The sequence below is a fragment of the Bradyrhizobium sp. AUGA SZCCT0169 genome (assembly GCF_018130085.1).
In the GTDB taxonomy this organism is placed as follows: domain Bacteria; phylum Pseudomonadota; class Alphaproteobacteria; order Rhizobiales; family Xanthobacteraceae; genus Bradyrhizobium.
This window is the reverse complement of the sequence record NZ_JAFCMC010000034.1, coordinates 26,714-52,013: the sequence shown is the minus strand read 5'-3', so window position 1 is coordinate 52,013 and position 25,300 is coordinate 26,714. Positions and strand designations below refer to the sequence as shown.

General features: G+C 63.2%; 25 protein-coding genes. 10 read left to right on the top strand and 15 right to left on the bottom strand.

Annotation, left to right across the window (positions count from 1 at the left end; translation table 11 throughout):
* Window positions 1-54: 54 nt before the first annotated feature.
* Window positions 55-1,539, top strand: coding sequence for an aldehyde dehydrogenase family protein (locus tag JQ609_RS27950; RefSeq protein WP_212276099.1), 1,485 nt, complete (start codon window positions 55-57; stop codon window positions 1,537-1,539).
* A 207-nt stretch (window positions 1,540-1,746) separates the two neighbouring features.
* On the opposite strand, the gene JQ609_RS27945 is transcribed toward JQ609_RS27950, so the two are convergent.
* The 5 genes from JQ609_RS27945 to JQ609_RS27925 all read right to left on the bottom strand — a co-directional run bounded on the left by JQ609_RS27945 (window position 1,747) and on the right by JQ609_RS27925 (window position 5,205).
* On the bottom strand, window positions 1,747-2,715 hold the full coding sequence (locus tag JQ609_RS27945; RefSeq protein WP_212276085.1) for a nitronate monooxygenase family protein: 969 nt from the start codon (window positions 2,713-2,715) through the stop codon (window positions 1,747-1,749).
* A gap of 180 nt (window positions 2,716-2,895) precedes the next feature.
* Window positions 2,896-3,495 carry a hypothetical protein gene (locus JQ609_RS27940; protein ID WP_409411201.1) on the bottom strand — a complete coding sequence of 200 codons (600 nt, stop codon included), beginning with the start codon at window positions 3,493-3,495 and terminating at the stop codon, window positions 2,896-2,898.
* A gap of 68 nt (window positions 3,496-3,563) precedes the next feature.
* On the bottom strand, window positions 3,564-4,163 hold the full coding sequence (locus JQ609_RS27935) for a YqaA family protein (RefSeq protein ID WP_212276084.1): 600 nt from the start codon (window positions 4,161-4,163) through the stop codon (window positions 3,564-3,566).
* A gap of 45 nt (window positions 4,164-4,208) precedes the next feature.
* Window positions 4,209-4,652, bottom strand: coding sequence for a phosphoribosyl-ATP diphosphatase (hisE, locus tag JQ609_RS27930; protein ID WP_212209844.1), 444 nt, complete (start codon window positions 4,650-4,652; stop codon window positions 4,209-4,211).
* Between the two features lie 124 nt (window positions 4,653-4,776).
* Window positions 4,777-5,205, bottom strand: coding sequence for a hypothetical protein (locus JQ609_RS27925; protein ID WP_212276083.1), 429 nt, complete (start codon window positions 5,203-5,205; stop codon window positions 4,777-4,779).
* A gap of 257 nt (window positions 5,206-5,462) precedes the next feature.
* Here JQ609_RS27925 and JQ609_RS27920 point away from each other — a divergent pair, with 257 nt between their 5' ends.
* From JQ609_RS27920 to JQ609_RS27895, 6 genes are all read left to right on the top strand, one after another.
* The gene (locus JQ609_RS27920; protein ID WP_212276082.1) at window positions 5,463-6,527 is read left to right on the top strand and encodes an ABC transporter substrate-binding protein; all 1,065 of its coding nucleotides are present in this window, start codon (window positions 5,463-5,465) and stop codon (window positions 6,525-6,527) included.
* A gap of 89 nt (window positions 6,528-6,616) precedes the next feature.
* Window positions 6,617-8,395 carry a glucan ABC transporter ATP-binding protein/ permease gene (locus tag JQ609_RS27915; RefSeq protein WP_212276081.1) on the top strand — a complete coding sequence of 593 codons (1,779 nt, stop codon included), beginning with the start codon at window positions 6,617-6,619 and terminating at the stop codon, window positions 8,393-8,395.
* A 211-nt stretch (window positions 8,396-8,606) separates the two neighbouring features.
* Window positions 8,607-10,118 carry a D-alanyl-D-alanine carboxypeptidase family protein gene (locus tag JQ609_RS27910; protein WP_212276080.1) on the top strand — a complete coding sequence of 504 codons (1,512 nt, stop codon included), beginning with the start codon at window positions 8,607-8,609 and terminating at the stop codon, window positions 10,116-10,118.
* Window positions 10,119-10,302: 184 nt separating this feature from the next.
* Entirely contained in the window at window positions 10,303-11,985 is a 1,683-nt protein-coding gene (locus JQ609_RS27905; RefSeq protein WP_212209849.1) for a long-chain fatty acid--CoA ligase, read from the top strand.
* A 28-nt stretch (window positions 11,986-12,013) separates the two neighbouring features.
* Window positions 12,014-12,568, top strand: coding sequence for a DUF924 family protein (locus tag JQ609_RS27900; protein WP_212209850.1), 555 nt, complete (start codon window positions 12,014-12,016; stop codon window positions 12,566-12,568).
* A gap of 107 nt (window positions 12,569-12,675) precedes the next feature.
* Window positions 12,676-13,161: a peroxiredoxin gene (locus JQ609_RS27895; RefSeq protein WP_192735294.1), complete on the top strand. Its 486-nt coding sequence runs from the start codon at window positions 12,676-12,678 to the stop codon at window positions 13,159-13,161.
* Window positions 13,162-13,348: 187 nt separating this feature from the next.
* Here the strand turns inward: JQ609_RS27895 and rnhA are convergent, their stop codons facing one another.
* The 3 genes from rnhA to ispH form a co-directional block, all read right to left on the bottom strand.
* Window positions 13,349-13,813 carry a ribonuclease HI gene (gene rnhA / locus JQ609_RS27890; protein ID WP_212276079.1) on the bottom strand — a complete coding sequence of 155 codons (465 nt, stop codon included), beginning with the start codon at window positions 13,811-13,813 and terminating at the stop codon, window positions 13,349-13,351.
* Window positions 13,801-14,781, bottom strand: coding sequence for a homoserine kinase (locus tag JQ609_RS27885; RefSeq protein ID WP_212276078.1), 981 nt, complete (start codon window positions 14,779-14,781; stop codon window positions 13,801-13,803). The genes rnhA and JQ609_RS27885 overlap by 13 nt, the downstream gene beginning before the upstream one ends.
* A gap of 173 nt (window positions 14,782-14,954) precedes the next feature.
* The gene (ispH, locus tag JQ609_RS27880) at window positions 14,955-15,932 is read right to left on the bottom strand and encodes a 4-hydroxy-3-methylbut-2-enyl diphosphate reductase (protein ID WP_212276077.1); all 978 of its coding nucleotides are present in this window, start codon (window positions 15,930-15,932) and stop codon (window positions 14,955-14,957) included.
* Window positions 15,933-16,152: 220 nt separating this feature from the next.
* Here ispH and JQ609_RS27875 point away from each other — a divergent pair, with 220 nt between their 5' ends.
* Window positions 16,153-16,851 (top strand): DUF1013 domain-containing protein, encoded by a 699-nt coding sequence (locus JQ609_RS27875; protein WP_192735298.1) that lies wholly within the window; start codon window positions 16,153-16,155, stop codon window positions 16,849-16,851.
* 86 nt (window positions 16,852-16,937) lie between these two features.
* Here the strand turns inward: JQ609_RS27875 and JQ609_RS27870 are convergent, their stop codons facing one another.
* The 6 genes from JQ609_RS27870 to JQ609_RS27845 form a co-directional block, all read right to left on the bottom strand.
* Entirely contained in the window at window positions 16,938-17,198 is a 261-nt protein-coding gene (locus JQ609_RS27870) for a SemiSWEET transporter (protein WP_212276076.1), read from the bottom strand.
* 74 nt (window positions 17,199-17,272) lie between these two features.
* Window positions 17,273-17,491 (bottom strand): alkylphosphonate utilization protein, encoded by a 219-nt coding sequence (locus JQ609_RS27865; RefSeq protein WP_011665834.1) that lies wholly within the window; start codon window positions 17,489-17,491, stop codon window positions 17,273-17,275.
* A gap of 218 nt (window positions 17,492-17,709) precedes the next feature.
* Window positions 17,710-17,916, bottom strand: a complete 207-nt coding sequence (locus JQ609_RS27860) for a DUF6494 family protein (protein ID WP_212209855.1) — start codon at window positions 17,914-17,916, stop codon at window positions 17,710-17,712.
* A gap of 13 nt (window positions 17,917-17,929) precedes the next feature.
* The gene (locus JQ609_RS27855) at window positions 17,930-18,199 is read right to left on the bottom strand and encodes a hypothetical protein (RefSeq protein ID WP_212276075.1); all 270 of its coding nucleotides are present in this window, start codon (window positions 18,197-18,199) and stop codon (window positions 17,930-17,932) included.
* Between the two features lie 120 nt (window positions 18,200-18,319).
* The gene (locus JQ609_RS27850) at window positions 18,320-20,230 is read right to left on the bottom strand and encodes a propionyl-CoA synthetase (protein WP_212276074.1); all 1,911 of its coding nucleotides are present in this window, start codon (window positions 20,228-20,230) and stop codon (window positions 18,320-18,322) included.
* A gap of 213 nt (window positions 20,231-20,443) precedes the next feature.
* Window positions 20,444-21,211 (bottom strand): hypothetical protein, encoded by a 768-nt coding sequence (locus JQ609_RS27845; RefSeq protein ID WP_212276073.1) that lies wholly within the window; start codon window positions 21,209-21,211, stop codon window positions 20,444-20,446.
* Between the two features lie 209 nt (window positions 21,212-21,420).
* On the opposite strand from JQ609_RS27845, the gene JQ609_RS27840 reads away from it, so the two are divergent.
* A complete protein-coding gene (locus JQ609_RS27840; RefSeq protein WP_212276072.1) occupies window positions 21,421-22,191 on the top strand; it encodes a hypothetical protein in 771 nt (256 codons plus the stop codon).
* Between the two features lie 24 nt (window positions 22,192-22,215).
* Here JQ609_RS27840 and JQ609_RS27835 read toward each other — a convergent pair whose 3' ends face one another.
* Window positions 22,216-23,019 (bottom strand): SDR family NAD(P)-dependent oxidoreductase, encoded by an 804-nt coding sequence (locus JQ609_RS27835; RefSeq protein WP_212276071.1) that lies wholly within the window; start codon window positions 23,017-23,019, stop codon window positions 22,216-22,218.
* Window positions 23,020-23,221: 202 nt separating this feature from the next.
* Between JQ609_RS27835 and JQ609_RS27830 the strand changes: the two genes are divergently transcribed.
* Complete coding sequence (locus tag JQ609_RS27830) at window positions 23,222-25,279, top strand: TRAP transporter permease (RefSeq protein ID WP_249128495.1); 2,058 nt, start codon at window positions 23,222-23,224, stop codon at window positions 25,277-25,279.
* Window positions 25,280-25,300: the final 21 nt, after the last annotated feature.

Sequence of the window (25,300 nt, the reverse complement as noted above, 5' to 3'; positions counted from 1 at the left end):
ATTTACTGCTGCGGTAACCCTCCTAGTTTGAGATACAGAAACGGAGGAAATATGATGTCTATTGCATATGATTACGCCGCGACGGCGCCCGCGATCGCGGCCGTCAGGCCCCGGTTGCTGCTGATTGACGGCCAGCACGTGCCTTCGATTTCCGGACGCACCTTCAAGACGCTCAATCCAGCCACCGAACAGGTCATCACCACCGTGGCCGAAGGCAACGAGGCCGACGTCGATCGCGCCGTAGCCGCGGCCCGCCGCGCCTTCGAGGGTCCCTGGCGCAGCATGCGCGCCTCCGAGCGCGGGCGGATCCTGCTCCGGCTTGCGGAACTGATGAAGAAGCATGCGGACGAAATCGCCGCGCTCGAAAGCCTCGATGCCGGCAAGCCGATCTCAGGCGTGCTCCGGCAGGATTTGCCAGCCGCGATCGACACGCTGACCTACTACGCGGGCTGGGCCGACAAGATCCACGGCGAGGTGGTTTCGACGCGGGACGACGCGCTGACCTACACCGTGCGTGAGCCGGTCGGCGTGGTCGCGGCGATCGTTCCCTGGAATTTCCCGCTGATGATCGGGATGTGGAAGCTGGCGCCGGCGCTCGCCTGCGGCTGCACCATCGTGATGAAGCCTGCCGAACTGACCTCGCTGTCGGCGCTGCGGATCGGCGAACTGGCGCTGGAAGCCGGCCTGCCGCCGGGCGTGCTCAACATCGTGACCGGCCCCGGCCGGGTCGTCGGCGACGCGCTGGTCAATCATCCTGATGTCGACAAGGTCACGTTCACGGGCTCGCCCGGCGTCGGCCGCGGCATCCTGCGCGGCGCCGCCGGCAACTTCAAACGGGTCTCGCTCGAACTCGGCGGCAAGTCCGCCAACGTGATCTTCGACGACGCCGATATCGAGGCCGCCAGCAAGGCGGCGGCGTCAGCAATCTTTTTCAACGCCGGACAGGTGTGCTCGGCCGGCTCGCGCGTACTGGTCCATGAGAAGGTCTACGACGAAGTGGTCGAGCGGCTGACGCAACGCGCCCAGTCGATCCGCATCGGCGATCCCGGTGATCGCGCCACGGCGCTCGGGCCCGTGATCTCCGAAAAACAGATGAACAGCATCCTCGATTATGTCGATATCGGCCAAAGGGAAGGCGCACTGCTGACCACCGGCGGGACACGCATCGGCACCCGCGGCTATTTCATCAGCCCCGCGGTGTTCGCCAATGTCGAACACGAGATGCGGATTTCGCAGGAGGAGATTTTCGGCCCGGTAGTGAGCGTCATCAAGTTTAGAGATGAAGCCGATGCGCTGCGGATCGCCAACGGCACCGCCTACAGTCTCGCGGCCGGGGTGTGGAGCCGCGACATCGGGCGGGTGCAACGTTTCGCAAAGCATGCAAAGGCCGGCACGGTCTGGATCAACACCTATGGCTATACCGACGTGCGCTTGCCATGGGGCGGCGTGCGCGATTCCGGCTTCGGCCGCGAACACGGCTCGGCCGCGATCGAGAATTTCACCGAGCCGAAGGCGGTGTGGATGAACTTGAGCGTGTGATGCTCACTTCCCCTCTCCCCTTGTGGGAGAGGGTGGCTTCGCGCAGCGAAGACGGGTGAGGGGTTCTATCCTCACGGTAACATTTTGAGATGAGGATAGAGACCCCTCATCCGGCGCCATAGCCGATGCAGGGCATCGGCGTTCTAAGAGAACGGCGGCCGAAGGCCGCCTAGGCCACCTTCTCCCACAAGGGGAGAAGGAAGAAAATCACAGCGGCGGATCGATTGCCTCGTCGTATTCCTTCTTGAACCGCGCGATCAGTTCGGCTGCAGGCAAGACTTTTGCGACGCTACCGACGCCTTGGCCGCTGCCCCAGATTTCCTTCCAGGCCTTAGGCTTTGCGCGCTCACCCGAAGCATCCGTGCCAAAACTCATCTTGGACGGATCTGACGTCGGCAGGTTTTCGGGATCCATGCCCGCCGCGACGATCGACGGCTTCAGATAATTGCCGTGCACGCCGGTGAACAGGTTGGAATAGACGATGTCTTCGGCGCCTGAGGTCGTGATCATCTGCTTGTAGCCTTCCACCGCATTGGCCTCTGCGGTGGCGATGAAGGCCGAGCCGATATAGGCGAAGTCGGCACCCAGTATGCGTGCCGCACGAATGGCCCGGCCGTTGGCAATCGCGCCCGACAACGCGATCGGACCGTCGAACCATTGCCTCGTCTCGGCCACGAAGGCCAGTGGCGAGATCTCGCCGGCATGGCCGCCGGCGCCGGCCGACACCAGGACCAGGCCATCGGCACCTTTCTCAACCGCCTTGTGCGCGAACTTCTGGTTGATGACATCGTGGAACACGACACAGCCCCAGCCATGCGCCGCCTGGTTGAGTTCTTCGCGCGCGCCGAGCGAGGTGATCATCATCGGCACCCTGTGCTTCTCGCAAAGCGCCAGATCCTGATCGAGCCGGTTGTTCGACTTGTGCACGATCTGGTTGACCGCGAACGGTGCCGAGAGCCTATCGGGATGCGCCTTGTCGTGAGCCGCGAGTTCTTCCTTGATCCGCGCCAGCCATTCGTCGAGCAGCGCCGGCGGCCGCGCGTTCAGCGCCGGAAACGATCCGACCACACCCGCCTTGCACTGCGCGATCACCAGATCAGGCACGGAAATGATGAACAGCGGCGCACCGATGACGGGGATCGACAGACGGCCCTTGAACAAGGCAGGCATGGACATTCGAAACAATCCTTTCGCGTGTTCCGGAACTGGTACGGGGCATCTGCCAAGAGATATCTCAAGAGATGCCGGACGTCATACCAACAAGGCAATCTTTCCAGTGTCAAGTATTGCGTTTTGGCGCTATTTCTTGCGCATGACCCTACCGGAAAACCGGTGCCCACTTTTCCGGGTCATGCGCTACTGGCATATCGCGCGAGTCACGTAATTTTCGGTCTTGCAGTCGCCCGGTTCGCGCTTGCGGCCCGGGATGAACACTTTCGGCGAGCATTTCTCGGCCGCGTCGGTGTCGAGGCTCTTGCCTTCCCTGTAACCCTTGGTCTGGCACAGTCTGTCGGCCCCGGCCTTGCAGTCCGGCGCGCCATTGGCCGACACCAGGCAGGCCGCGCGTCCGGTGACCATGATCGACGGAAGCATCATGTTCGGCCGGCTGTCGCCGGTATCCTTTGCAGCATCCTTTGCAGTATCCTGGGCGCGGGTGTTGGGGTCGGTCTCGCCTGGGCTCTTCAGGCTCGGCAGGATCGATTTGGATTTCTCGAGCAGCTTGCCGATTTCGTTGATCAGGCCGGGATTTTCCGGCTGCTGCGGCGGTTCGATCTGCTGCGGGGCCGGTCCCTGCGGCACTGGCTGCTGGGCCGGCGACTGCACGCCGAGCGAGGGCTGAGGCGCGCTTTGCGACCAGCCGGCGTCCGAGGCGAGCGCCAGCATCGACAGCGCGAGGCAAGCGGCCGCGAACGCCGTCCTGAATGACTTGAAAAGATGGCCGATTCGATCAGGCATGGAGCGAGCGTAGCCTGAAGCGGGCGTGTTCAGAAGCGTTTGGTCCGGCAAGGCGCCCCGCGCGCAGGTCAGACCAATTTAACCGCGATGACGAATCCGAGCACCAGCACCGCGGCGCCGATCGCGACCCAGAAACCGAGGCGCTTTTCCAGCTCGCTGCGAATGAGGTCGCCGTAACGGTTGAGCAGGATCGCGACCACGAAGAAGCGTCCGCCGCGCGCGATGATCGAGCACAGGATGAACAGCCAGATATTGTAGCCGGCGAATCCTGACGTGATGGTGACAAGCTTGTAGGGGATCGGCGTCAACCCCTTGCCGATGATGATCAGCGCGCCCCATTCGGCATAGGACTGACGGAACGCTTCGACGTTGCCGCTGAGACCATAGACGTTGATCAGCCACTGCCCGACCGAGTCGTACAGCAGCGCGCCGATGGCATATCCGACCACACCGCCGGCAACCGAGGCGATCGTGCACACGGTCGCGAACCACCACGCCCGCTTCGGCCGCGCCAGCGACATCGGCAGCAGCATGACGTCGGGAGGGATCGGGAAGAACGAGCTTTCCGCGAACGATACCGCCGCCATAATCCACAATGCGTACGGCTTGTCGGCGGCGGCGAGGAACCAGTCGTAGGATCGTTTAAGCATGGCCGCATGAACCATCATGGAGCGGATTTGTCCATGCCGGCAGACGACGGAATTTTGGGAGATTTAGTGCCGCTTTCGCAGGCTGCGGCCTTCCAGCGCGACAATTCGCCGCCGAACCGCAGGTGGTGTCACCGCTTTGGGTAACGCCTTGGCGGAGGCCGCCTTGTCAGGAATCGCCTTGGGCGGCTTGACCGTCGATTTCGGCAGCTTCTCGGCGATGCCGAGCATCAGCTCGCGCCGCGCCATCTCGCGCCAGACATCCTCGGGCTTGACCCCGGCGGCTGCCCACAGAACGGTCAGGTTGTAGAGAAGATCAGCGCTCTCGCGGACCACCGCATCGGTATCGCCGTTGACGGCGTCGATCACGACTTCGATGGCTTCCTCGGCCAGCTTCTTGGCCATCTTGGCCGGGCCGCGCTGAAACAGCCGCGCCGTTCGCGAAATTGCCGGATCAAGATCCCTGGCCGCGAGCACCGCCTGATAAAGCCGTTCGAGCGAATCACTCATCCCTTAAACCTAATCGAAAGCCGTGGGCAGCGTGTTAACGGCCGGCTTGACAACCAAAAAAAATCCACCGGCCGGGGGCGGCCGGTGGATTCGTGTTTAACATCGGCCTTAACAACGCTCGCAATTACCAGTAGTTGGGATTCTTGTAGCCGCCATAGTACCGGTCACGGCCGTAGCCACCGCCGTAGTAGTAGGGGCCGCCGCCGTAATAGGCCGGGGGAGCGTAATAGGCCGGGCCGCCCCCGTAGTAACCGTAGCTGTTGCCATAGTAGTAATCGCGGCGGTTCTGGGCGGCCGCAATCGCGATGCCGGTGCCGACGATGCCGGCGAAGGCCGCAGCCGCCGCGGCGCCACCGCCGCCATGATATCTCCTGGCGCGCGAACTGAAGTCAGTCGCGCCGCTGGTCCCCGTCTTGGCCGTTACATCCTTGGCGGGCGCGGCCGAGCCGGCGAAAGCTGCCGACGGCTGGTAGGCCGTCAGGGCTAGCGCGACAACCGTCGCCACCGCGCCGGCGCGGCCGATCGATGAAAACACTCCTGTTCGTGCAAACATCTCAATGTCCTCCGTGGGAGCTTGGCCTGACAGGCCTCGAATTGCTAACCACTGGGCGGATATTAGGTTCCCCAAACCAAACGCAAGCTGAACGATCTCTGGCCAAATCGTGGCAGTCATCGCCCGTTCACGTTGGATGCGACAGAATGCCTGCGTTTAAGGCTTGTAATGCCGGTGTTCTTGTCCTGAAACAGACCTGCGATCCAACAGACTTGGCCGCGCGGCAACTTGTCCCATCTCCCAGTGACGTAAGCTCAATGCGTGCACGCCGAACCAACGCCCTTCGCTCGATGCTGGCCTCGCTTGCAGGCCTTTGCGGAGTGGTGTGCTTCGGTGCGGGGGTGAGCCTTGCCGCGGACGAACCACGACCGCCGCTCGCGATCCAGTTCTCGCTCGACCGCCCCATCGATGCGACGGACGCGCCTTTCGTGATGGCGGCCACCGGCGGCCTGTTCACCGCCGAGGGGCTCGCCGTCACCATCAACATCGCCAGCGGATCGCCGGATGCGATCACGCGCGTCGCCGCCGGCACCAGCGATTTCGCGCTGGTCGACATCAACGCGCTGGTGCGTTTTCGCGACAAGGACAAGCAGGGCGTCCCGCCGGTCAAGGCGGTGTTCATGCTGTTCAACAAGGCCCCCTACGCCATCATCGCCCGCAAGAGCCGCGGCGTCCGGGCGCTGTCGGACATCGAAGGCAAGAATCTCGGCGTCGCCGAGGGCGATCTTTCGATCCGGCTATGGCCGGCGGTGGCGAAGCAGAACGGCATCAAGATCGCGAGCGTCAAGCAAAGCAATATCAGCGCCGCGGTGCGCGAGCCGATGCTGTCGGCGGGCCAGATCGATGCCGTCACCGGATTTTCCTATCTGTCGGCGATCAACCTGAAAGACCGTGGCGTGCCGGCCGACGATCTGGCGGTATTGAAATTCGCCGACTATGGCTGCGACGCCTACGGTTTCGCCATTGTCGTCAACCCGGCGCTGGCGGCCACCAAACCGGAAGCGGTGAGGGGATTTGTGCGGGCGGTGATCGGCGGCACGCATCTGGCCATCAAGGACCCCGCGGCCGCAGTGACCGAGGTCGTCAACCGCATGGACGGCGGCTCGCGCGACCTGGAGCTCGAACGGCTGAGCGCCATCCTGCGCGACAATATCCTGACCGGCGAGGTCAGGCGCAACGGCATCGGCGGCATCGATATTGCGAGGTTCGAGCGGTCGATCGATCAGCTCGCGGAAGGCTTCAAATTCCAGAAGCGGCCGGTAGCAGCTGATATTTTCGACGACCAGTTCCTGCCCCCGGTCAACGGCCGGCTGATCAATTGAGTAAAAGTCGCGCGGACGCTGGTTCTCGGTGGCGATCCCTGATTAGAATGCGGCTCGACTGATCGCCCCGCCCCTCCAGTGCTTGCGGCATGTCCATGATTCGCCTTTACACCCGCGTCCTCGAGCTGCTCGGCAAAGAGGCGCGGCTGGGCTGGATTCTGGCCGGCGCCAATCTGCTGCTGGCCGGCGCGCAATTCGCCGAGCCCGTGCTGTTCGGCAAGATCATCGACGTGCTCTCCGGCAAGGCGGCGCCGGGTCCGCTGTCGTCGTCGGGGGCCTGGCCGCTGCTGGCGGCCTGGGTGGGGTTCGGTCTGTTCACTATCGCCTGCAGCGCCCTCGTCGCGCTCCATGCCGACAAGCTGGCGCACCGCCAGCGCCAGGCGGTGCTGACCGATTATTTCGAGCACATCATGCAGCTGCCGCTGACCTTCCACACCGGCACCCATTCCGGGCGGCTGATGAAGGTGATGCTGAACGGCACGGATTCGCTGTGGCGGCTCTGGCTCGGATTCTTCCGCGAGCATTTTGCCGCGCTGATGTCCCTGGTGGTGCTGCTGCCGCTGTCGCTCTACATCAACTGGCGGCTGGCGATCCTGCTGTTCCTGCTGTGCGTGATATTCACGGTGCTGACCACGCTGGTGGTGCGCAAGACCTACGGCATGCAGAGCGAGGTAGAGGAGCATTACTCAAACCTCTCCGCGCGCGCTTCCGACGCGCTCGGCAATGTCGCGCTGGTGCAGAGCTTCGTGCGCATCGATGCCGAGGTGCAGGGCCTGCGCTACGTCGCCGACAAGCTGCTCGCAGTGCAGATGCCGGTGCTCGGCTGGTGGGCGCTGGTCACCGTGATCACCCGCGCCTCCACCACCATCACGGTGCTCGCGATCTTCACCGTCGGCATCTATCTGCACCAGCAGGGGCTGACCACGGTCGGCGAGATCGTGATGTTCGTTTCTTTCGCGACCATGCTGATCCAGAAGCTCGAACAGGTGGTGAGCTTCATCAACAGCGTGTTCATGGAAGCGCCGCGCCTGCAGGAATTCTTCGACGTGCTGGACGCCGTGCCCGCGGTGCGCGATCGGCCCGGCGCTGTCGACACCGGCCGGCTCTCCGGCCTGGTCGAATTCAACGACGTCTCGTTCTCCTATGACGGCAAGCGGCCCGCGATCGAGGATCTGTCCTTCACCGCTTTGCCCGGCCAGACCATCGCGCTGGTCGGCCCGACCGGCGCCGGCAAATCGACGGCGATCGCGCTGCTGCATCGCGCGTTCGATCCGCAGTCCGGCATCATCAAAATTGACGGCATGGATGTCCGCGCCCTGAAGCTGACCGCGCTGCGGCGGAATATCGGCGTGGTGTTCCAGGAGGCACTGCTGTTCAACCGCTCGCTCGCCGACAATCTGCTCGTCGGCAAACCGGACGCCACTGAAGAAGAAATGCGCATCGCGGCGACGCGGGCGCAGGCGCTCGAATTCATCGAACGCAGCGACAGGAAATTCGAGACCCATGCCGGCGAGCGCGGCCGCATGCTGTCCGGCGGCGAACGGCAACGGCTGTCGATCGCGCGCGCGCTGTTGAAGGACCCGCCGATCCTGATCCTCGATGAGGCCACCAGCGCGCTCGACGCGGTCACCGAGGCAAAAGTCAACGCCGCTCTCGACGAAGTGATGAAGGGCCGCACGACCTTCGTGATCGCCCACCGGCTTTCGACCATCCGCAACGCGACGCGCATCCTGGTGTTCGACAACGGACGTGTGATCGAAAGCGGAACTTTCGATGAACTGGTGGCCAAAGGCGGCCGCTTTGCGGAACTCGCGCGGGCCCAGTTCATGGTGCAGGCCGACGCGCGGGCCAGCATTGAGACACATTAGCCCCACCCCTGCGCCCCCACCGGATTGAATTATCGGCGAAATTGCGTCTATTTCGTCCACGATTTAATTAGCGAACCTCTGTTCCGGAACGGCAAGCCGGTATAGGCTTGCAGCCGCCGTGAGCGACGGCACCGGACACGCTTGAAACCCGAACGTCGGATATCAGGACCTCCTTTTTCGAAGGCGGGTCTCAAAGGACCGGAACGCAAAAGTGCATTTTCATCGCCCGCGGCTTCGCCATTCGTTGTTGAACCTGATCCTGCTCGTCGCCGCGCTTGCGTTGGTCACGCCGCGCACCGCGCATGCCGAGGCGCTGCTGGTGGTCGAAGCCGACACCGGCAAGGTGCTGCAGGCCGAAAATGCGACGATGCCCTGGTATCCAGCCTCGGTGACCAAGATCATGACGGCTTACGTCACGCTGAAGGCCGTCAAGGAAGGACGCCTCCGCCTAGACAGCGTGCTGACGGTTTCGCCGGTGGCCGCCTCGCAGTCGCCGTCGAAGATGGGCTTCAAACCGGGCACGCAAGTCACCGTCGAGAACGCGCTGGCGATGGTGATGGTGAAGTCGGCCAACGACATGGCCGTGGTGCTCGCCGAAGGCGTCGGTGGCTCCGTCGACGGCTTCTCGGGCATGATGAACGCGACCGCACAGCGGCTCGGCATGACGCAGACGAGCTACGTCAATCCCAACGGCCTGCCCGCCGATGGCCAGATCACCTCGGCGCGCGATCTTGCGATTTTGGCGCGTGCCGTGATTCGCGATCTGCCCGAATACGAATATTTCATGCACATCCCGGCGATCCGTTTCGGCCGCCGCACCACCAACAATTTCAACAAGCTGATCGGCCGCTATGCCGGCGCCGACGGCTTCAAGACCGGCTTCATCTGCGCGTCCGGATATAATCTGGTGGCCTCGGCGACGCGCGACGGCAAGCGGCTGATCGCGGTCGTGCTCGGCTCGACCTCGGGCCAGGCGCGGGCGGTGCGCGCCGCCCAGCTCTTGGAGCGCGGCTTTGCCAGCAACGGGCTGGGATGGCTGCGGCCCTCGCTCGGCGCCGTCGATAATCTGGTGCCGATCGACGCCACGCCGCCGAACCTGCGCGAGGAGATGTGCAACGGCAAACGCAAGCGGCCCGCCACCGACGAGGATGCGGACACGACAATGGCCGCCGCCAGCGAGGGCCAAAGCCCGGCACTGGCTTTCTTCTCCGCAGGACTGCAGGCGCCGACGGCAAAACCCTCGGAGCTGCTCGCCGCGGCGTACACCGCTGGTGAGCCCATGGTGGTCTATACCGGCCCGAAGAAGACCGGCCCGGAGCTGATTGCCGCCGTGGCCGCGGATGACCAAAAGCAGGATACGCGCCGCGGCAAGAAATCGCGGGTCGCAGTCGCGGCGAAGAAGCCGGACGCGGATAAGCCCAAGTCTGAAGCCAAGTCTGAAGCGAAGACCGCCGCCAGGACCGAGGCCACAAAACCCGCGGCCAAGCCGGCCGCGGTCCGGCACGCGAATATCAAACCAGACGCCGCCGCCGCAAAGCCTGCTGCCGCCGCCAAGCCTGTGGCAGCTGCAAAGCCTGTGGCAGCTGCAAAGCCTGCCGCAGCTGCCAAGCCCGTCGCCAGGCCGGCCGAGAAACCTGCCGCTTCGGGCGACAAGCCGGCCGCGAAGCCCGCCAAGCCCAACGCCGCCGCAAAACCTAAGAGCGAATCCAAACCGGCTGGTTAGAGAGCCCGCAAGGCCCGGCAATCAAGGCGCTTTTCGCCCGTTCCGGACGTTGACTTGTTGATTCCCAATGCGTCGATAGCGCGCAGCCGCTTGCCATCGGCGGCGGCATTCACAATACTGCCAAAAACGAGGCATCCCGGCCCAAGAATTCCAGAAATCGGGAACTAACCAGAGGGGAAATATCATGGAGCGGATCTGGCTCAAGCAATATCCGGCCGGCGTGCCCGCCGATATCGACGTCAATCAGTACTCGTCGCTCGTCGAGTTGCTGGAAGAGAGCTTCAAGAAGTTCGCCGACCGCAAGGCGTTCATCTGCATGGACAAGTCGATCAGCTACCGCGACCTCGACCAGATGTCGGCTGCCCTTGGCGCCTATCTGCAGAGCAAGGGCCTGCAAAAGGGCGCCCGCGTCGCGCTGATGATGCCGAACGTGCTGCAGTATCCGGTCTCGACCGCCGCCGTGCTGCGCGCCGGCTATGCGGTGGTGAACGTCAACCCGCTCTACACCCCGCGTGAACTCGAACATCAACTCAAGGATTCCGGCGCCGAGGCGATCGTGGTGCTGGAGAATTTCGCCACCACGGTGCAGCAGGTGATCGCCAGGACCGCGGTCAAGCATGTGATCGTCGGCAGCATGGGCGACCTGCTCGGCTTCAAGGGCGTGATCGTCAATCTGGTGGTCCGCAAGGTGAAGAAGATGGTGCCGGCCTGGTCGATCCCGGGCTCCGTCTCCTTCAACGACGCGCTGGCCGCCGGCCGCGGCATGCAACTCAGCAAGCCGCAACTCAGCCGCGATGACGTCGCCTTCCTGCAATATACCGGCGGCACGACCGGCGTTTCCAAGGGCGCGACGCTGCTCCACCGCAACATCCTCGCCAACGTGCTGCAGAACGACGCCTGGCTGCAGCCGGCGCTGAAGAAGCCGCCGCATGTCGACGAACTGTTCATCGTCTGCGCGCTGCCGCTCTATCACATCTTCGCGCTGACGGCGTGCTTCCTGCTCGGGGTGCGGGCCGGCGGCGTCAATCTGTTGATTCCGAATCCGCGCGACATGCAGGGCTTCATCAAGGAGCTGATGAAATACCAGGTCAACAGCTTCCCGGCGGTCAACACGCTGTACAACGGCCTGTTGAACTCGCCCGGTTTCGAGAAGGTCGATTTCTCCAAGCTGAAGACCTCGTTCGGCGGCGGCATGGCGACGCAAAAGGCCGTGGCCGAGAAATGGCTCAAGGTCACCGGCTGCGCGCTGTCGGAAGGCTACGGCCTGTCGGAAACCTCGCCGACGCTGACCTGCAACCCCGCCGACACCGACAAGTTCTCCGGTTCGATCGGCATTCCCGTTCCCTCGACCTACCTCTCGATCCGCGACGATGACGGCAAGGAAGTGCCGCTCGGCGAAGCCGGCGAGATCTGCGCCAAGGGTCCGCAGGTGATGGCGGGCTACTGGAACCGGCCGGAAGAGACCGCGAATGTGATGACGGCGGACGGCTTCTTCCGCACCGGCGACATCGGCGTAATGACGCCGGACGGCTACACCAAGATCGTCGACCGCAAGAAGGACATGATCCTGGTCTCCGGCTTCAATGTCTATCCGAACGAGATCGAGGAAGTGATCGCCAGCCATCCGGGCGTGCTGGAGTGCGCCGTGATCGGCGTCCAGGACTCCAAGTCAGGCGAGGCGGTCAAGGCCTTCATCGTCAAGAAGGACCCGAACCTCACGGCCGACGACGTCATCAAGTTCTGCGGCACGCAGCTGACCGCCTACAAGGTCCCCAAGCAGATCGAGTTCAGGACCGACCTGCCCAAGACCAATGTCGGCAAGATCCTGCGCCGCGAACTGCGCGACGAAAAGAAGGCCGCGGCCTGAGACCGAACCGTGGAGCGAGCGTCGGATCATGACTGACGCTCGCGACCCCACGCCGGCAGACATCCTCACATTCTGGCGCGAAGCCGGCCACGACCGCTGGTACAGCCGCGACGATGCGTTCGACGCGGAAGTGCGCCGGCGATATCTCGAGCTGTGGCGGAAGGCCGCCGCCGGCGAATTGTCGTCATGGGAAGCGAGCGATGACGGCACGCTGGCGCTCACCATTGTGCTCGATCAGTTTCCCCGCAACATGTTTCGTGGCGACGCCCAGACCTATGCAAGCGACAGGCTGGCGCGCGACGTTGCGGCCCGCGCCATCGACCGCGACGTGGACAAGCGTATCGACCCGGCGCTGCTCGAATTCCTCTATCTACCGTTCATGCATTCGGAGCATTTGCCCGACCAGCTGCGCTGCATCGAACTGTTCCGCGGGACCGACAATACCGAAAACAAGGGATATGCCGAGCATCACGCCGACATCATCCGCCGGTTCGGCCGCTTTCCGCACCGTAACCGCATCCTGGGGCGCGAAACGACGCCTGAAGAACAGGCATTCCTCGACACCGGCGGGTTTACCGGCTGATGACAGAACAGTGAACGCAGGACGGCATTGCCGTTTCCGGGACACCGAATATTGTGCCCGCCAGCCGCAGGGTTTAAGACCTATCCGCTCATGAGGGAGAATTGACGATGACGATCCAAGTTGGCGACAAGCTGCCGGAAGCCAAGTTTCGCGTAATGACGGCGGAAGGGCCGCAGGTCAAAACCACCGACGATATTTTCAAGGGCAAGAAGGTCGCGCTGTTCGCGGTGCCCGGCGCCTATACCGGCACCTGCCACAAGATGCATCTGCCGAGCATCTTCCTCAACGCCTACGCCATCAAGGACAAGGGCGTGAACACCATCGCGATCGTCTCCGTCAACGACGCCTTCGTGATGAACGCCTGGAAACGCGACACCGACCAGCGCGACGAAGCCACCTTCCTCGCCGACGGCAATGCCGACTTCACCAAGGCGATCGGCATGGAGCTCGACGCGTCCGGCAACGGCCTCGGCATCCGCTCCAAGCGCTATTCGATGCTGGTGGAAGACGGCGTGGTCAAGAAGCTCAACCTCGAGCCGGCCCCCGGCAAGGTCGAAGTTTCCGGCGGCGATACGCTGCTCGGGCAGCTGTAAAGCAGCGACTTCGCTGATCCTCCCTTCTCCCCTTGTGGGAGAAGGTGGCGCGCGTAGCGCGCCGGATGAGGGGTCTCTATCCGTAGAGACAGTTGTGTCCGCGGAGAGAACCCCTCACCCGCCTGCGCTCCGCTCCGGCACCCTCTCCCACAAGGGGAAAGGGGAAGAGACACCCGTCACCCGAGCCCTACGCCTTCAGCCGTGCCATCGCGACGCCGTCGCGGGCCAACTGATCGGCGCGTTCGTTCTCCTCGTGGCCGGCGTGGCCCTTGATCCAGTGCCAGCGCACCTCATGCGCCTTCAGCGCGGCGTCGAGGCGCTGCCACAGGTCGACGTTCTTGACCGGCTTCTTGTCGGACGTGCGCCAGCCGTTCCGCTTCCAGCCATGGATCCACTCCGTGATCCCCTTGCGGACATATTGGCTGTCGGTGGTGAGGTCGACGACGCAGGCTTTCTTCAGCGCTTCCAGCGCCGAGATCGCCGCCATCAATTCCATGCGGTTGTTGGTGGTGTGGGCTTCGCCGCCCTTCAATTCCTTTTCGGTGTCGCCGAATTTCAGGATCGCGCCCCAGCCGCCGGGGCCGGGATTGCCCGAGCAGGCGCCGTCGGTGAAGACCGTGACATGCGGCTTTGAATCGCTCACGCAGCGCATCCCGCCTGCGTCAGGCCGTAGTCGCGCACCGACTGGACGCTCTGGTGGAAACGCAGCTTGCGGACATATTCGACCGGGTCTTTCGGCTTCACCAGCGCGCCCGGCGGGACGTCGAGGAAATCGACCAGACGCGTCAGCAAAAAGCGCAGCGCGGAGCCGCGCGCCAACAGCGGCAGCGCGTCCTGCTCGGCATCGGACAATTTCCGTTCGCGGCCATAAGCGCCGAGCAGCGCGCGCGCCTTGGTGACGTTGAAGGAATGATCCGGCTCGAAGCACCACGCGTTGAGGCAGATCGCAACGTCATAGGCCAGGATGTCGTTGCAGGAAAACGGGAAGTCGATCAGCCCGGAAAGCTTGTCGCCGAGGAAGAAGACGTTGTCGTTGAACAGATCGCCATGGATGACGCCGAGCGGCAGATCCTTTGGCCAGTTCGCCTCGAGGTGATCGAGTTCGCGGGCGATGAAATCGCGAAGGCCCAGCTGCACGCTGTCGGCACGCGGCGCCGACAGGTCGAACAGCGGCCGCCATCCCTCGACCGACAGCGGATTTTTCCGGACAAGAGGAAAGTCGCCGCCCGCCAGATGCATTTTGGCGAGCGCCTCGCCGACGCCGCTGCAATGCGCGGCGTTGGGCCGCCGCGGCCACATCCCTTCGAGGAAATTGATGATCGCCGCCGGCCGCCCGACGAGATGGCTGTAGACGTCGCCCTGGCGGTTTTTCGCCGGCTGCGGGCAATGCACCCCGCGATCGGCCAGATGCGCCATCAGCGACAGGAAGTAAGGCAGATCGTCCACCGCCACGCGCTTTTCATACAGCGTGAGGATGTAGGCGCCCTTGCTGGTGTGCATCAGGAAGTTGGAATTCTCGACGCCTTCGGCGATGCCCTTGTAGGAGAGCAATTCGCCGATGTCGTAACCCTTGAGGAACTCCGCGAGGTCTTCGGCGGCAACGTCCGTGTAAACCGCCATGTAGTGTCCCTTTGATCCCGAAGTTCGCGCGCCCCCGCGGCCCCTTGGATGCGAACTTCGGGATCAAGGGGACACCAGAAAAATCTTATTACTAGTGCGGCTTATGGATTTGAAGTTCCCACCGCACTCGCGTCAAACTCTGGGGAACTTCAAATCCGCCGCACTAGCGCGCCCTAAGCTGCGTCGGGCCGCAGCGAACGCGGCAGCGGGAAGAATTCGTTTTCTTCCGCGGCCGAGACCGTCTCCACATGCAGCGTATAGCGCTCGGCGAACGCGCCCATGATCTCCTCGACGATCACTTCCGGCGCCGAGGCGCCCGCCGTGATGCCGAGGCTCGTGATGCCTTCGAACCGCGACCAGTCGAGATCGCTGGCGCGCTGCGCCAGCACCGAGACCGGGCAGCCCTCGCGCTCGGCGACTTCGCGCAGGCGCTGTGAGTTCGACGAGTTCGGCGCACCGACCACGATCAGGGCGTCAACCACCGGCGCCACCTTCTTGACCGCAAGCTGACGGTTGGTGGTGGCGTAGCAGATGTCTTCCTTGTGCGGGCCGTTGATGTTCGGGAAACGCTCCTTCAGCAGGGCGACGATTTCGGCGGTGTCGTCGATCGACAGCGTCGTCTGGGTCACGAAAGCGAGGTTGTCCGGATTCTTCGGGGTGAAGGTCTTGGCGTCTTCCGCGGTCTCGATCAGCGTCACGGCGCCTGCCGGCAGCTGGCCCACCGTGCCGACGACTTCCGGGTGATGCGAATGCCCGATCAGCAGGATTTCACGGCCGCGCTTGAAATGGATCGCAGCTTCCCGATGCACCTTGGTGACCAGCGGGCAGGTCGCGTCAAGCGAGAAGAAATTGCGCGCGCGGGCATCCGCCGGAACCGATTTCGGCACGCCATGGGCGGAAAACACCACCGGTGCGCTGGTATTGTCGGGAATTTCGGCCAGTTCCTCGACGAAGATCGCGCCCTTGGTCTTCAGGCTGTCCACGACATAGCGGTTATGCACGATCTCGTGGCGGACATAGACGGGGGCGCCGTAGATCGCGAGCGCCCGCTCGACGGTGTCGATGGCCCGTACCACGCCGGCACAGAAGCCGCGGGGGGAACAAAGCACGATTTTCAGGTCTGGTTTGGCTGACGCCGATAAAGAGGTCATGGGGGCCATCTCGGGGACCGAATCACCCCTCGCCGGCGGGCGGGGAACGGCCAATTTGCATAAGGACTTGGGGCTGCTTTTGGGCGCTGTCAAGGCACTTTAGCTGGCCATTGCGCCAATGGGCCCTCAAGGGGTATATAGGCCCGGAATTCCCGTCATCCCCGATGACCGCAGACTTCGCCTCCAAAAAGAGGTGGGCGAGGCACAAAGGAGATTTGCCATGAGCAATGCACCGCTGATGCCAAAGGCGACTGCCGTGTGGCTGGTTGACAATACCGCGCTGACCTTCGACCAGGTGGCCGATTTCACCAAAATGCACCCCCTGGAGGTCCGCGCCATCGCCGACGGCGACGCAGCCCAGGGCATCAAGGGCATGGACCCGATTTCGACCGGCCAATTGAGCCGCGACGAGATCGAAAGGGGCGAAAAAGACCCGAACTACCGCCTCAAGCTCGGCGAGAGCAAGGTTACCCTGCCCCCGGCGGCCAAGAAGAAGGGCCCGCGCTACACCCCGGTGTCGCGCCGCCATGAGCGGCCGAGCGCGATCCTTTGGCTGGTGCGCAACCATCCCGAGCTGAAGGACGCCCAGATCATGCGCCTGGTCGGCACCACCAAGACCACCATTGCCTCGGTCCGCGACCGCACCCATTGGAACGCCTCGACCCTGACCCCGATGGACCCGGTGACATTGGGCCTGTGCTCGCAGATCGAGCTCGATTTCGAGGTGCAGCGCGCCGCCAAGGAAAAGCCGGTCCCCGCCGCCTACGGCGGCGCCACCCTGCTGCCGGCCTCCGAGACCACCAAGAAGGAGCCGGAATTCGAGCCGACCGAAAAGCAGCGCGACGACCTCAACGTCGACGCCGTGTTCGCCAAGCTGAAGACGATCGGCGGCAAGAAGCAGGACGACGACGAGGAGTAGGTTTCCGTATTCGGGAATTTTGAATTGCCGGATTTCAAACGCGGCGGGGCAACCTGCCGCGTTTTTGTTTTGGTGAGCTGCGGCGCTCAGCCGTATTTCAGTTTCATGAACAAAACTCCGCCGGCCAGCACGATCGTGATGGCGTTGGCAACGATCAACGGCGCATCTCCGGACAGCAGGCCGTACACCAGCCACAGCAGGACGCCGACCACCATGACCAGAAACATTCCGAGCGAAATGTCTTCCGTCGAGCGGGTTCGCCAGACTTTTACGAACTGCGGGACGTAAGCGAGAGTCGTGCACGTTGCGGCCGCAAAGCCCAGCAGCTTGATGGCGATCGGTTCCATGGGCGGTCTTATAGCATCGATTCGAAGGTCAATGAGCGGTAGTTGGCTGCGTGCCTCGCTGCGGCGAACCTCCCTCACGCCTTCTTCAAAAACTCCGTGCGCAGCACCAGGCCCTTGACCTTGTCGGTGCGGCCTTCGATCTCGTCTTCGTTGTCGGTGAGGTGGATGTTCTTGATTACGGTGCCACGCTTCAGCACGGTGGAGGAGCCTTTCAGCTTCAAATCCTTGATCAGCGTGACGGTGTCGCCCTCGGCGAGCAGCGCGCCGTTGGAATCTCTGACCTTGATGTCCATGAAGTATCTTTCTAGAAAAGTCGGAGTGGCTCCTCTTCCTTCTCCCCTTGTGGGAGCCGAGACGAGCGAAGCTCGCTCTTAGGTGGCGCGAAGCGCCGGATGAGGGGTTCTATCCGCCGAGAGGTCTCTATCCGCGGAGACAACCCCTCACCCGTCTTCGCTTCGCGAAGCCACCCTCTCCCACAAGGGGAGAGGGGAAGAGGGGCGCATCGCTTGTTCTAACCCAACTCGATCTCGTCGTTGATCTCGTGCGTGAGGCTGATGCCGCCAATGGTCAGAACCATCTTGGCCGGCAGCTTCTCGTTGCCCTTGAGGCGGCCGCTGGCGAGGGCGTCGCGGACCGCTTTTTCGATTTCGCGCTGCGAGGTGATGCCGACCTTCTTGAGAAAGCCGCGCAGGCTGGTGTTGAAGACGTCTTCGTTCATGATGACCTCCTGATCACGGCCGGACCGGATTGTTCAGCATTTGCTCGGCGAGGTTTCGCTGGGCACGGTCGGTGCGGGCGTTGGCATTGCCGCGTTGCACGTCGCGGTTCTTGCGGCAGATGACGTAGTCGTTCGACCCCGGCGCCACGTTGTTGGCGCGGCAGAACGCATCGTCGTCGGCGCTGGTATCGACCATGGTCGGCTGGCCCCGTTCCAGGCAGCCCGCGAGCAAGGGCGCGGTGAGCAGCAGGGCGATGAGAAGTCGAGCGGGGCTATGTCGCATGACTGATCCATGGGTCCGGTTTCGTCATTGCCGGGCTTGACCCGGCAATCCATCGAAATCAAGGCATTTTCGGAGATTGATGGATGCCCGGTTCAAGCCCGGGCATGACGGCCAACTAAATCACACCCTGCCCTTCAGCGCGGCGCCGATTTCGTCGAGCACCTTGGGATCCTCGATGGTCGCCGGCATGGTCCAGGCGTCGCCGTCGGCGATTTTCTTGATGGTGCCACGCAGGATTTTTCCGGAGCGGGTCTTGGGCAGGCGGGCGACCGTGATCGCGAGCTTGAAGGCTGCGACCGGGCCGAGCTTGTCGCGCACCAGCGCCACCACGTCCTTTTCGACATCGGCATGACTGCGCGTAACGCCGGCCTTCAGCACCAGAAAACCGCAGGGCACCTCGCCCTTGATCGTATCCTTGATGCCGAGCACCGCACATTCGGCGACGTCGGGATGCGAGGCCAGGATTTCCTCCATACCGCCGGTGGAAAGCCGGTGGCCGGCAACGTTGATGATGTCGTCGGTACGGCCCATCACGAACACATAGCCGTCTTCGTCCTTGTAGCCGGCGTCGGAGGTTTTGTAATAGCCGGGAAACTCGGTGAGATAGGCTTCCTTGAAACGCGCCTCCTGCTCCCACAGCGTCGGCAGGCAGGCCGGCGGCATCGGCAGCTTGATGACGATCGAGCCCATGGTGCCCGCAGGCACCGGTCTTGCCGCCTCATCGACCACATCGACCTGATAGCCCGGCATCGGCACCGTCGGCGAGCCGTGCTTGACCGGCAGCATGCCGAGCCCCACCGGATTGCCGGCGATGCACCAGCCGGTTTCGGTCTGCCACCAGTGATCGATGACCGGCACCTTCAACTGCTGCTCCGCCCACTCCACGGTCGGCGGATCGGCGCGCTCGCCGGCGAGAAACAGGTTACGGAATTTCGACAGATCGTATTTGCGGATGAAGGTGCCATCAGGGTCTTCCTTCTTGATGGCGCGGAACGCGGTCGGCGCGGTGAAGAAGGCGACCGCCTGGTGCTCGGAGATCACCCGCCAGAACGCGCCGGCGTCCGGCGTGCCGACCGGCTTGCCCTCATACATGATCGAGGTCGCGCCGTGGATCAGCGGTCCGTAAACGATGTAGCTGTGGCCGACGACCCAGCCGATGTCGGAGCCGCACCACCAGACCTCGCCGGGCTTGACGCCGTAGAGGTTGAACATCGACCATTTCAGCGCGACCAGATGCCCGCCATTGTCGCGCACGACGCCTTTGGGGATTCCCGTGGTACCCGAGGTGTAGAGGATGTAGAGCGGATCGGTCGCCTTGACCGGGACGCAGGGCGCGGTTTTGCCGGCATCGAGCGCGGCGCGGCGCAATTGCGCCCAGTCGTGATCGCGGCCTTCAGTGAGTTCACAGGTCTGTTGCGGCCGCTGCAGGATGATGCAGGTTTGCGGCTTGACGCTCGACAGCGCAATCGCCTCGTCGAGCAGCGGCTTGTATTGCACGATGCGGCCGGGCTCGATGCCGCAGCTCGCCGAAAAGATCAATTTTGGCTTCGCATCCTCGATCCGGCTCGCGAGCTCCTTGGTTGCAAAACCGCCGAACACCACCGAGTGAACAGCGCCGATCCGCGCGCAGGCCAGCATCGCGAACACGGCCTCCGCCACCATCGGCATATAGAGGATGACGCGGTCGCCTTTAGTGACACCGAAATCCTGCATGACCGCCGCGAGCGTCTGCACCTCTTTCAGCATCTGCGCATAGGTAAATTTGGTGACCGTGTTGGTCAGCGGCGAGTCGTGGATCAGCGCCACCTGATCGGCGCGGCCGCCTGCGACATGGCGGTCGAGCGCGTTGTAGCAGGTGTTGACGACGCCATCGGTGAACCAGCGGCCGTAGGGGCCCATCGTGGAATCGAAGATTTTCCTTGGGGCCTCGATCCAGTCGATTTCACGCGCCGCCTCGGCCCAAAAGCCTTCGGGATCCCTGAGCGAGCGGGCGTGGATTTCGTGGTACCGGCTCTTTCCGTGGGTGTTCATGGCATTTCTCCCGTGGCCCACCCACTCGTCATGCCCGGGCTTGTCCCGGGCATCCACGTCTTTGCTGCCTGTTGGATAAGCAAGACGTGGATGGCCGGGACCAGCCCGGCCATGACGGTGTGGGCGACAATGCTATTTGCCACGCATTGTCACGGGAAGTCGCGCCAGATCAAGCCGGAACAGCTCGGCGATCGGCTAAAGCTTGACCACCGCTCAGCGCGACTCGATCGCCAGCAATTGGTCTAGCCGTTCCTTCATGGCCCTGCGCAAATCGTAACCCGGCTGGCCGAAGGCGGCGCCGCGGCGGGCGACGAAATCATCCTGCTCACGCTGCAGGGCACGGGCGCGCGGGCCGTCCGCGCTCGCATCGCGGACCACCTTGGTGTTCACGGCACTGATCTCGCGGTCAAACTTGGCAAGGTCCGGACTGGCGCAGATCGCCTTCTCCACCGGCTGCTTCGTGGTGGCGCAGTTGAAGCTCGGCTTGTTGTAGACCGCCATCAGCGCGCCGAGACGCTCGAGCTCCTGCGCCAGCGATTTGTAATTGCCGCGCGCGGTGGGATGCTCCGGGTTGAGCTTGATCGCCATGCCAAAGTCCTGCAATGCCTTCGGCCGGTCGCCCTTCTTGCGCCAGAGTTCGCCGCGCGCGTTGAAGATATCGGCCAGCGCCGGATCGAGCCGCAGCACGCCGTCATAATCGGCAATGGCGCGGTCGATCAGATCCTTGCGATCATTGGCGCCGCCGCGCGCGATCAATGCCTTGATGCGGTCGGACCTCGCGGTCTTTTCGTTGCGGATCAACGCGCCGCAAACGCTGATGGTCTTGTCGTCGTCATTGGCCGCCGCAGCCGCAACGCAAGGCGCGGGATCGACTTGCGGATCTTTGGTCGGCTCGGCGCCGGTTGCGAAGGCGGCTTGCACGAACGCCGTCGACAGCAGGGAAGCGACGACAATATTGCGGATGATAGGACAACCTCGCATCAACAGACCCGAAAAACGCTCTCGACGATGGACAATCCTAGCAAGCGAGGTGAGCTTCCGACAGCGGCCAAGGCGAATTTCGTTAGCCGTTCGAAAACCGGCTCTGGCTGAAACATGACGTCCGGGAAGCCGCACTTTTCGCCCGCAAGTGTACATATCCATTGAAGAATTTTCGTTGAACCTTTCCTCTGTTTGGTCGACTCAAAACCATGGCCATCCTGACCGACACCACTCCGCCGCGCGCGACCGCGTATACCCAAACCGGATATTTTTATTTTTACATGGCGCTGGCCTGCATGGCCGTCGCGTTTCTCGGCTTTGCCCCCACCTATTGGCTGCCGATGATGTCGCGATCGCTCTCGGCCTCGCCCGTCGTCCATTTTCACGGCCTGCTGTTTTTCGCCTGGTCGCTCTACTTCGCGTTCCAGGCATGGCTCGCCGCATCGGGAAATGTCACCCGGCACCGCGCAATCGGGATGATCGGCGTGTCGCTGGCGACCGCGATGACGATCTTCGGCTTTTTGGTTGCGGTCAACGCGATGAAGCGATCAGCCGCGGCCGGGCTCACCAGTGAAGGCATCGCGTTTGCGATCGTCCCGCTCAGCGGCATCCTGTTCTTCGCGGTGGTGTTCGCGTTGGGAATCGCGAACATCCGCCGGAGCGAAACCCACAAGCGGCTGATGCTGCTGGCCGGCATTTCGCTGCTCGATGCGGCCGTGGCGCGCTGGTTTCTCACCTTCCTGGCGCCGCCCGGGCCGCTCGGCCCGCCGCCGGTGCCCGTCACCATCCCGCCGGCCTTCGTCGCCTATCTGCTGCTCGTGGTTGCCATCGTGCACGACTGGCGCACGCGCGGCCGCCCGCATCCGGTCTATATCTATGGCGGCGCCGCGCTGATCGCCGTCAAGCTGCTGAACTGGCCGATCAGCATGACGCCGATGTGGTACTCCTTTGCCGGCGGCATCTTGGCGATGGCGCAGTAGCGGAAGCGCGAACCCGCGCTTGGGTTATGCCGACCTCGCCGTCATCCCGCCATCGACCACGAGTTCGAGCCCGGTGACGTAGCGGGATTCGTCGGACGCCAAAAACAGCGCCGCATTGGCGACATCCCAGGCGTCGCCCATGTGCCCCATCGGCACTTGCGCGTCGCGCGCCCGCCACATCGCCTCGACATCGCCCTTGGCATAACTCGCCGCAAGACCTGCGGAGTGCTCGACCATCGGCGTTTTCATCAGGCCCGGCAGAATGCAATTCACCCGGACATGATCGGCTGCGAACTGCACCGCAGTGGTGCGCGTCATCTGGTTCATCGCCGCCTTCGACGCCCCATAGGAGACGTAGGAAATGCCGACGTGGCGGATCGAGGCGATCGATGAAATATTGATGATCGAGCCACCGCCCTGTTTCTGCATCACCGGAATAACGTGCTTCATGGCGAGGAAGGCGCTCTTGAGGTTGACCGCGAACACGCGATCCCATTCGGATTCCGTCGTCTCGACCACGCTGCCAATTTCAGCAATGCCGACATTGTTGTCGAGCACATCGATACGGCCATAGGTCTTCAGGCACGCCGCCACCATCGCCTCGACATCGGCGGCGCGGGAGACGTCGGCGGTAAAGGCCGCCGCCTTGCCGCCCTCGCCCGTGATGATCTTCACGGTCTCTTCGGCTGCCGCCGCGTTGCGATCGACGCAAAACACCTGCGCACCTTCGCGAGTAAAAGTAACCGCGGTCGCCTTGCCGTTGCCCCAGCCGGGCCCGATCGAACCCGCGCCGACCACCATCGCCGTCTTGTCCTTGAGCCGTTCCATCGACTTTCTCTCCCCTTGATTTGGACGGGAAGTTGAACGGGCATGTGCCCGCGGTCAACCCGTCCAGCGCGTGGCGGTCGATGCAACCCTCGCATGGATGTAACCATCCCAAAATCTCTCGATTTATGCCCTTGCCACGCCTGCCCAAACCGGCATGAATGCGCCGCCGTAAAAGGCCCCGGCGATCGGCCGGGAGATGTCAATGCGCTCCGGGGGCTGCATGGCCGCACAGGGTCAACCACCAGGCAATTCGTTGCCCAATGACGACGTCGTCGCCGTTTCCGACGAGGCGTTGCATAAGGCTGAATTGTTCATCGAGGCCGAGGAAGGCGCGGCCAACCGCCTGATGGGATGGGCGGGACGGATCTCGACCACCATTGCGGTGGTGATGAGCCTGTTCCACCTCTATGCGGCTTACGCGATCGTTCCGACCCAGGAACTGCGCTACACCCACGTCGCATTCACGCTGGTGCTGAGCTTCCTGCTGTTTCCGCTGGCGACGCGGTTTCGCAACCGGGTGCGCTGGTGGGACGTGGTGCCCGGCATCTTTGCGGTCGCGACCATCGTCTATGCGCTCTGGGGCGGCGAGGACTTTACCGACCGCGCCACCTCGCCCGACCGCTGGGACGTCATCGTCGGCATCGTCTTCATTGTGCTGGTGCTGGAGGCGACGCGGCGCACCACCGGGCTGATCATGCCCGTCGTGGCCGTGTTGTTCATCGCCTATGCAATGCTCGGCCCGCATCTGCCGGCGCCATGGACCCATCGCGGCTACGATCTGCCCCGGCTGGTCGGCCATCTCTTCATCACGCTGGAAGGTATTTTTGGCGTCGCAGTCGACGTGTCGGCGACCCTGATCATCCTGTTCACGATCTATGGCGCGTTCCTGGCGCAATCCGGTGCCGGCAAGTTCTTCATCGATTTCTCGCTGGCGCTGATGGGCGGCAAGGCGAACAGCGCCGGCAGAACCGTGGTGCTGTCCTCGTTCCTGCTCGGCGGCCCCTCCGGATCCGGCGTCGCCACGACCGTGATGATCGGCACCGTGGCCTCCCCGATGCTGGCCAAGGCCGGCTTTGAGAAAAACGCCGCCGGCGGTCTGCTGGCGGCCGGCGGCCTCGGCGCCATCCTGTCGCCGCCGGTGCTCGGCGCCGCGGCCTTCCTGATCGCCGAGTTTCTCAAGATCAGTTATCTCGACGTGATCTGGATGGCGACGATTCCGACCTGTCTCTATTACATGTCGCTGCTGTTCATGGTCGAACTGGATGCGAAAAAATTCGGCGCCAAGGACGTCAACTTCACGCCGGAGATGTCGCTCGGACAGATGACCCGGCGTTACGGCTTTCATTTCATCTCGCTGCTCGCCGTGGTCGTATTCATGGTGATCGGCTATTCGCCGTCGCTGTCGGTGTTCTATGCCATCGTCGTGACCTTCGCGCTGAGCTTCCTGCGCAAGGAAACCGCGCTGGTGCCGAGCAAACTGGTCAAGGCGCTGGCTGAAGGCTCGACCGGCGCGCTGAACGCGGCGACCACCTGCGCCTGCGCCGGCATCGTGGTCGGCATCGTGACGCTGACCGGTCTCGGCCTCAAATTCTCGGCGATCGTGATCAGCTATGCCGGCGGCAGCCTGCTCTTGACCGCGATCTACACCGCGCTGATCGTGTGGATCATCGGGCTCGCGGTGCCGGTGACCGCTTCCTACATCATCTGCGCCGTGATCGCCGCACCGGCCCTGACCAAACTTGGCGTACCCGATTACGCCGCGCACATGTTCATCTTCTATTACGCCGTGCTGTCGGAGGTGTCGCCGCCGACCGCGCTGTCGCCGTTCGCGGCCGCCGCCATCACCGGCGGTGATCCCTACAAGACGACGCTGCAGTCCTGGAAATATACCTTGCCGGCGTTCCTGGTGCCGTTCGTGTTCGTGCTCGATCCGCAGGGCGTCGGCCTGCTGCTGTCGATCCCCAAGGGCGGATCATGGCTCGACATCGTCGAAATCACGATCAAGACCACCCTGGGACTGCTGGCGCTGGCCGCATTTGCCCAGAACTGGGCGCTGCGACAAAATACGCGGGTCGAGGGAGGCCTGCTTCTGCTATCCGGATTGCTGCTGGTATTTCCGAGTTTGATCGAGGCGATCGTCGAATGGATGATCGGCCGCGATATCAGCTACACTTACGTGCCCGGGCTGATTATCGGCTTCGGCGTGTTGCTGTGGCAGTCGAGAACGCGGGCGCCGAAACGACCGGCGCTTACAACTTAAGTCCAAGAAGAACGTCAAGAA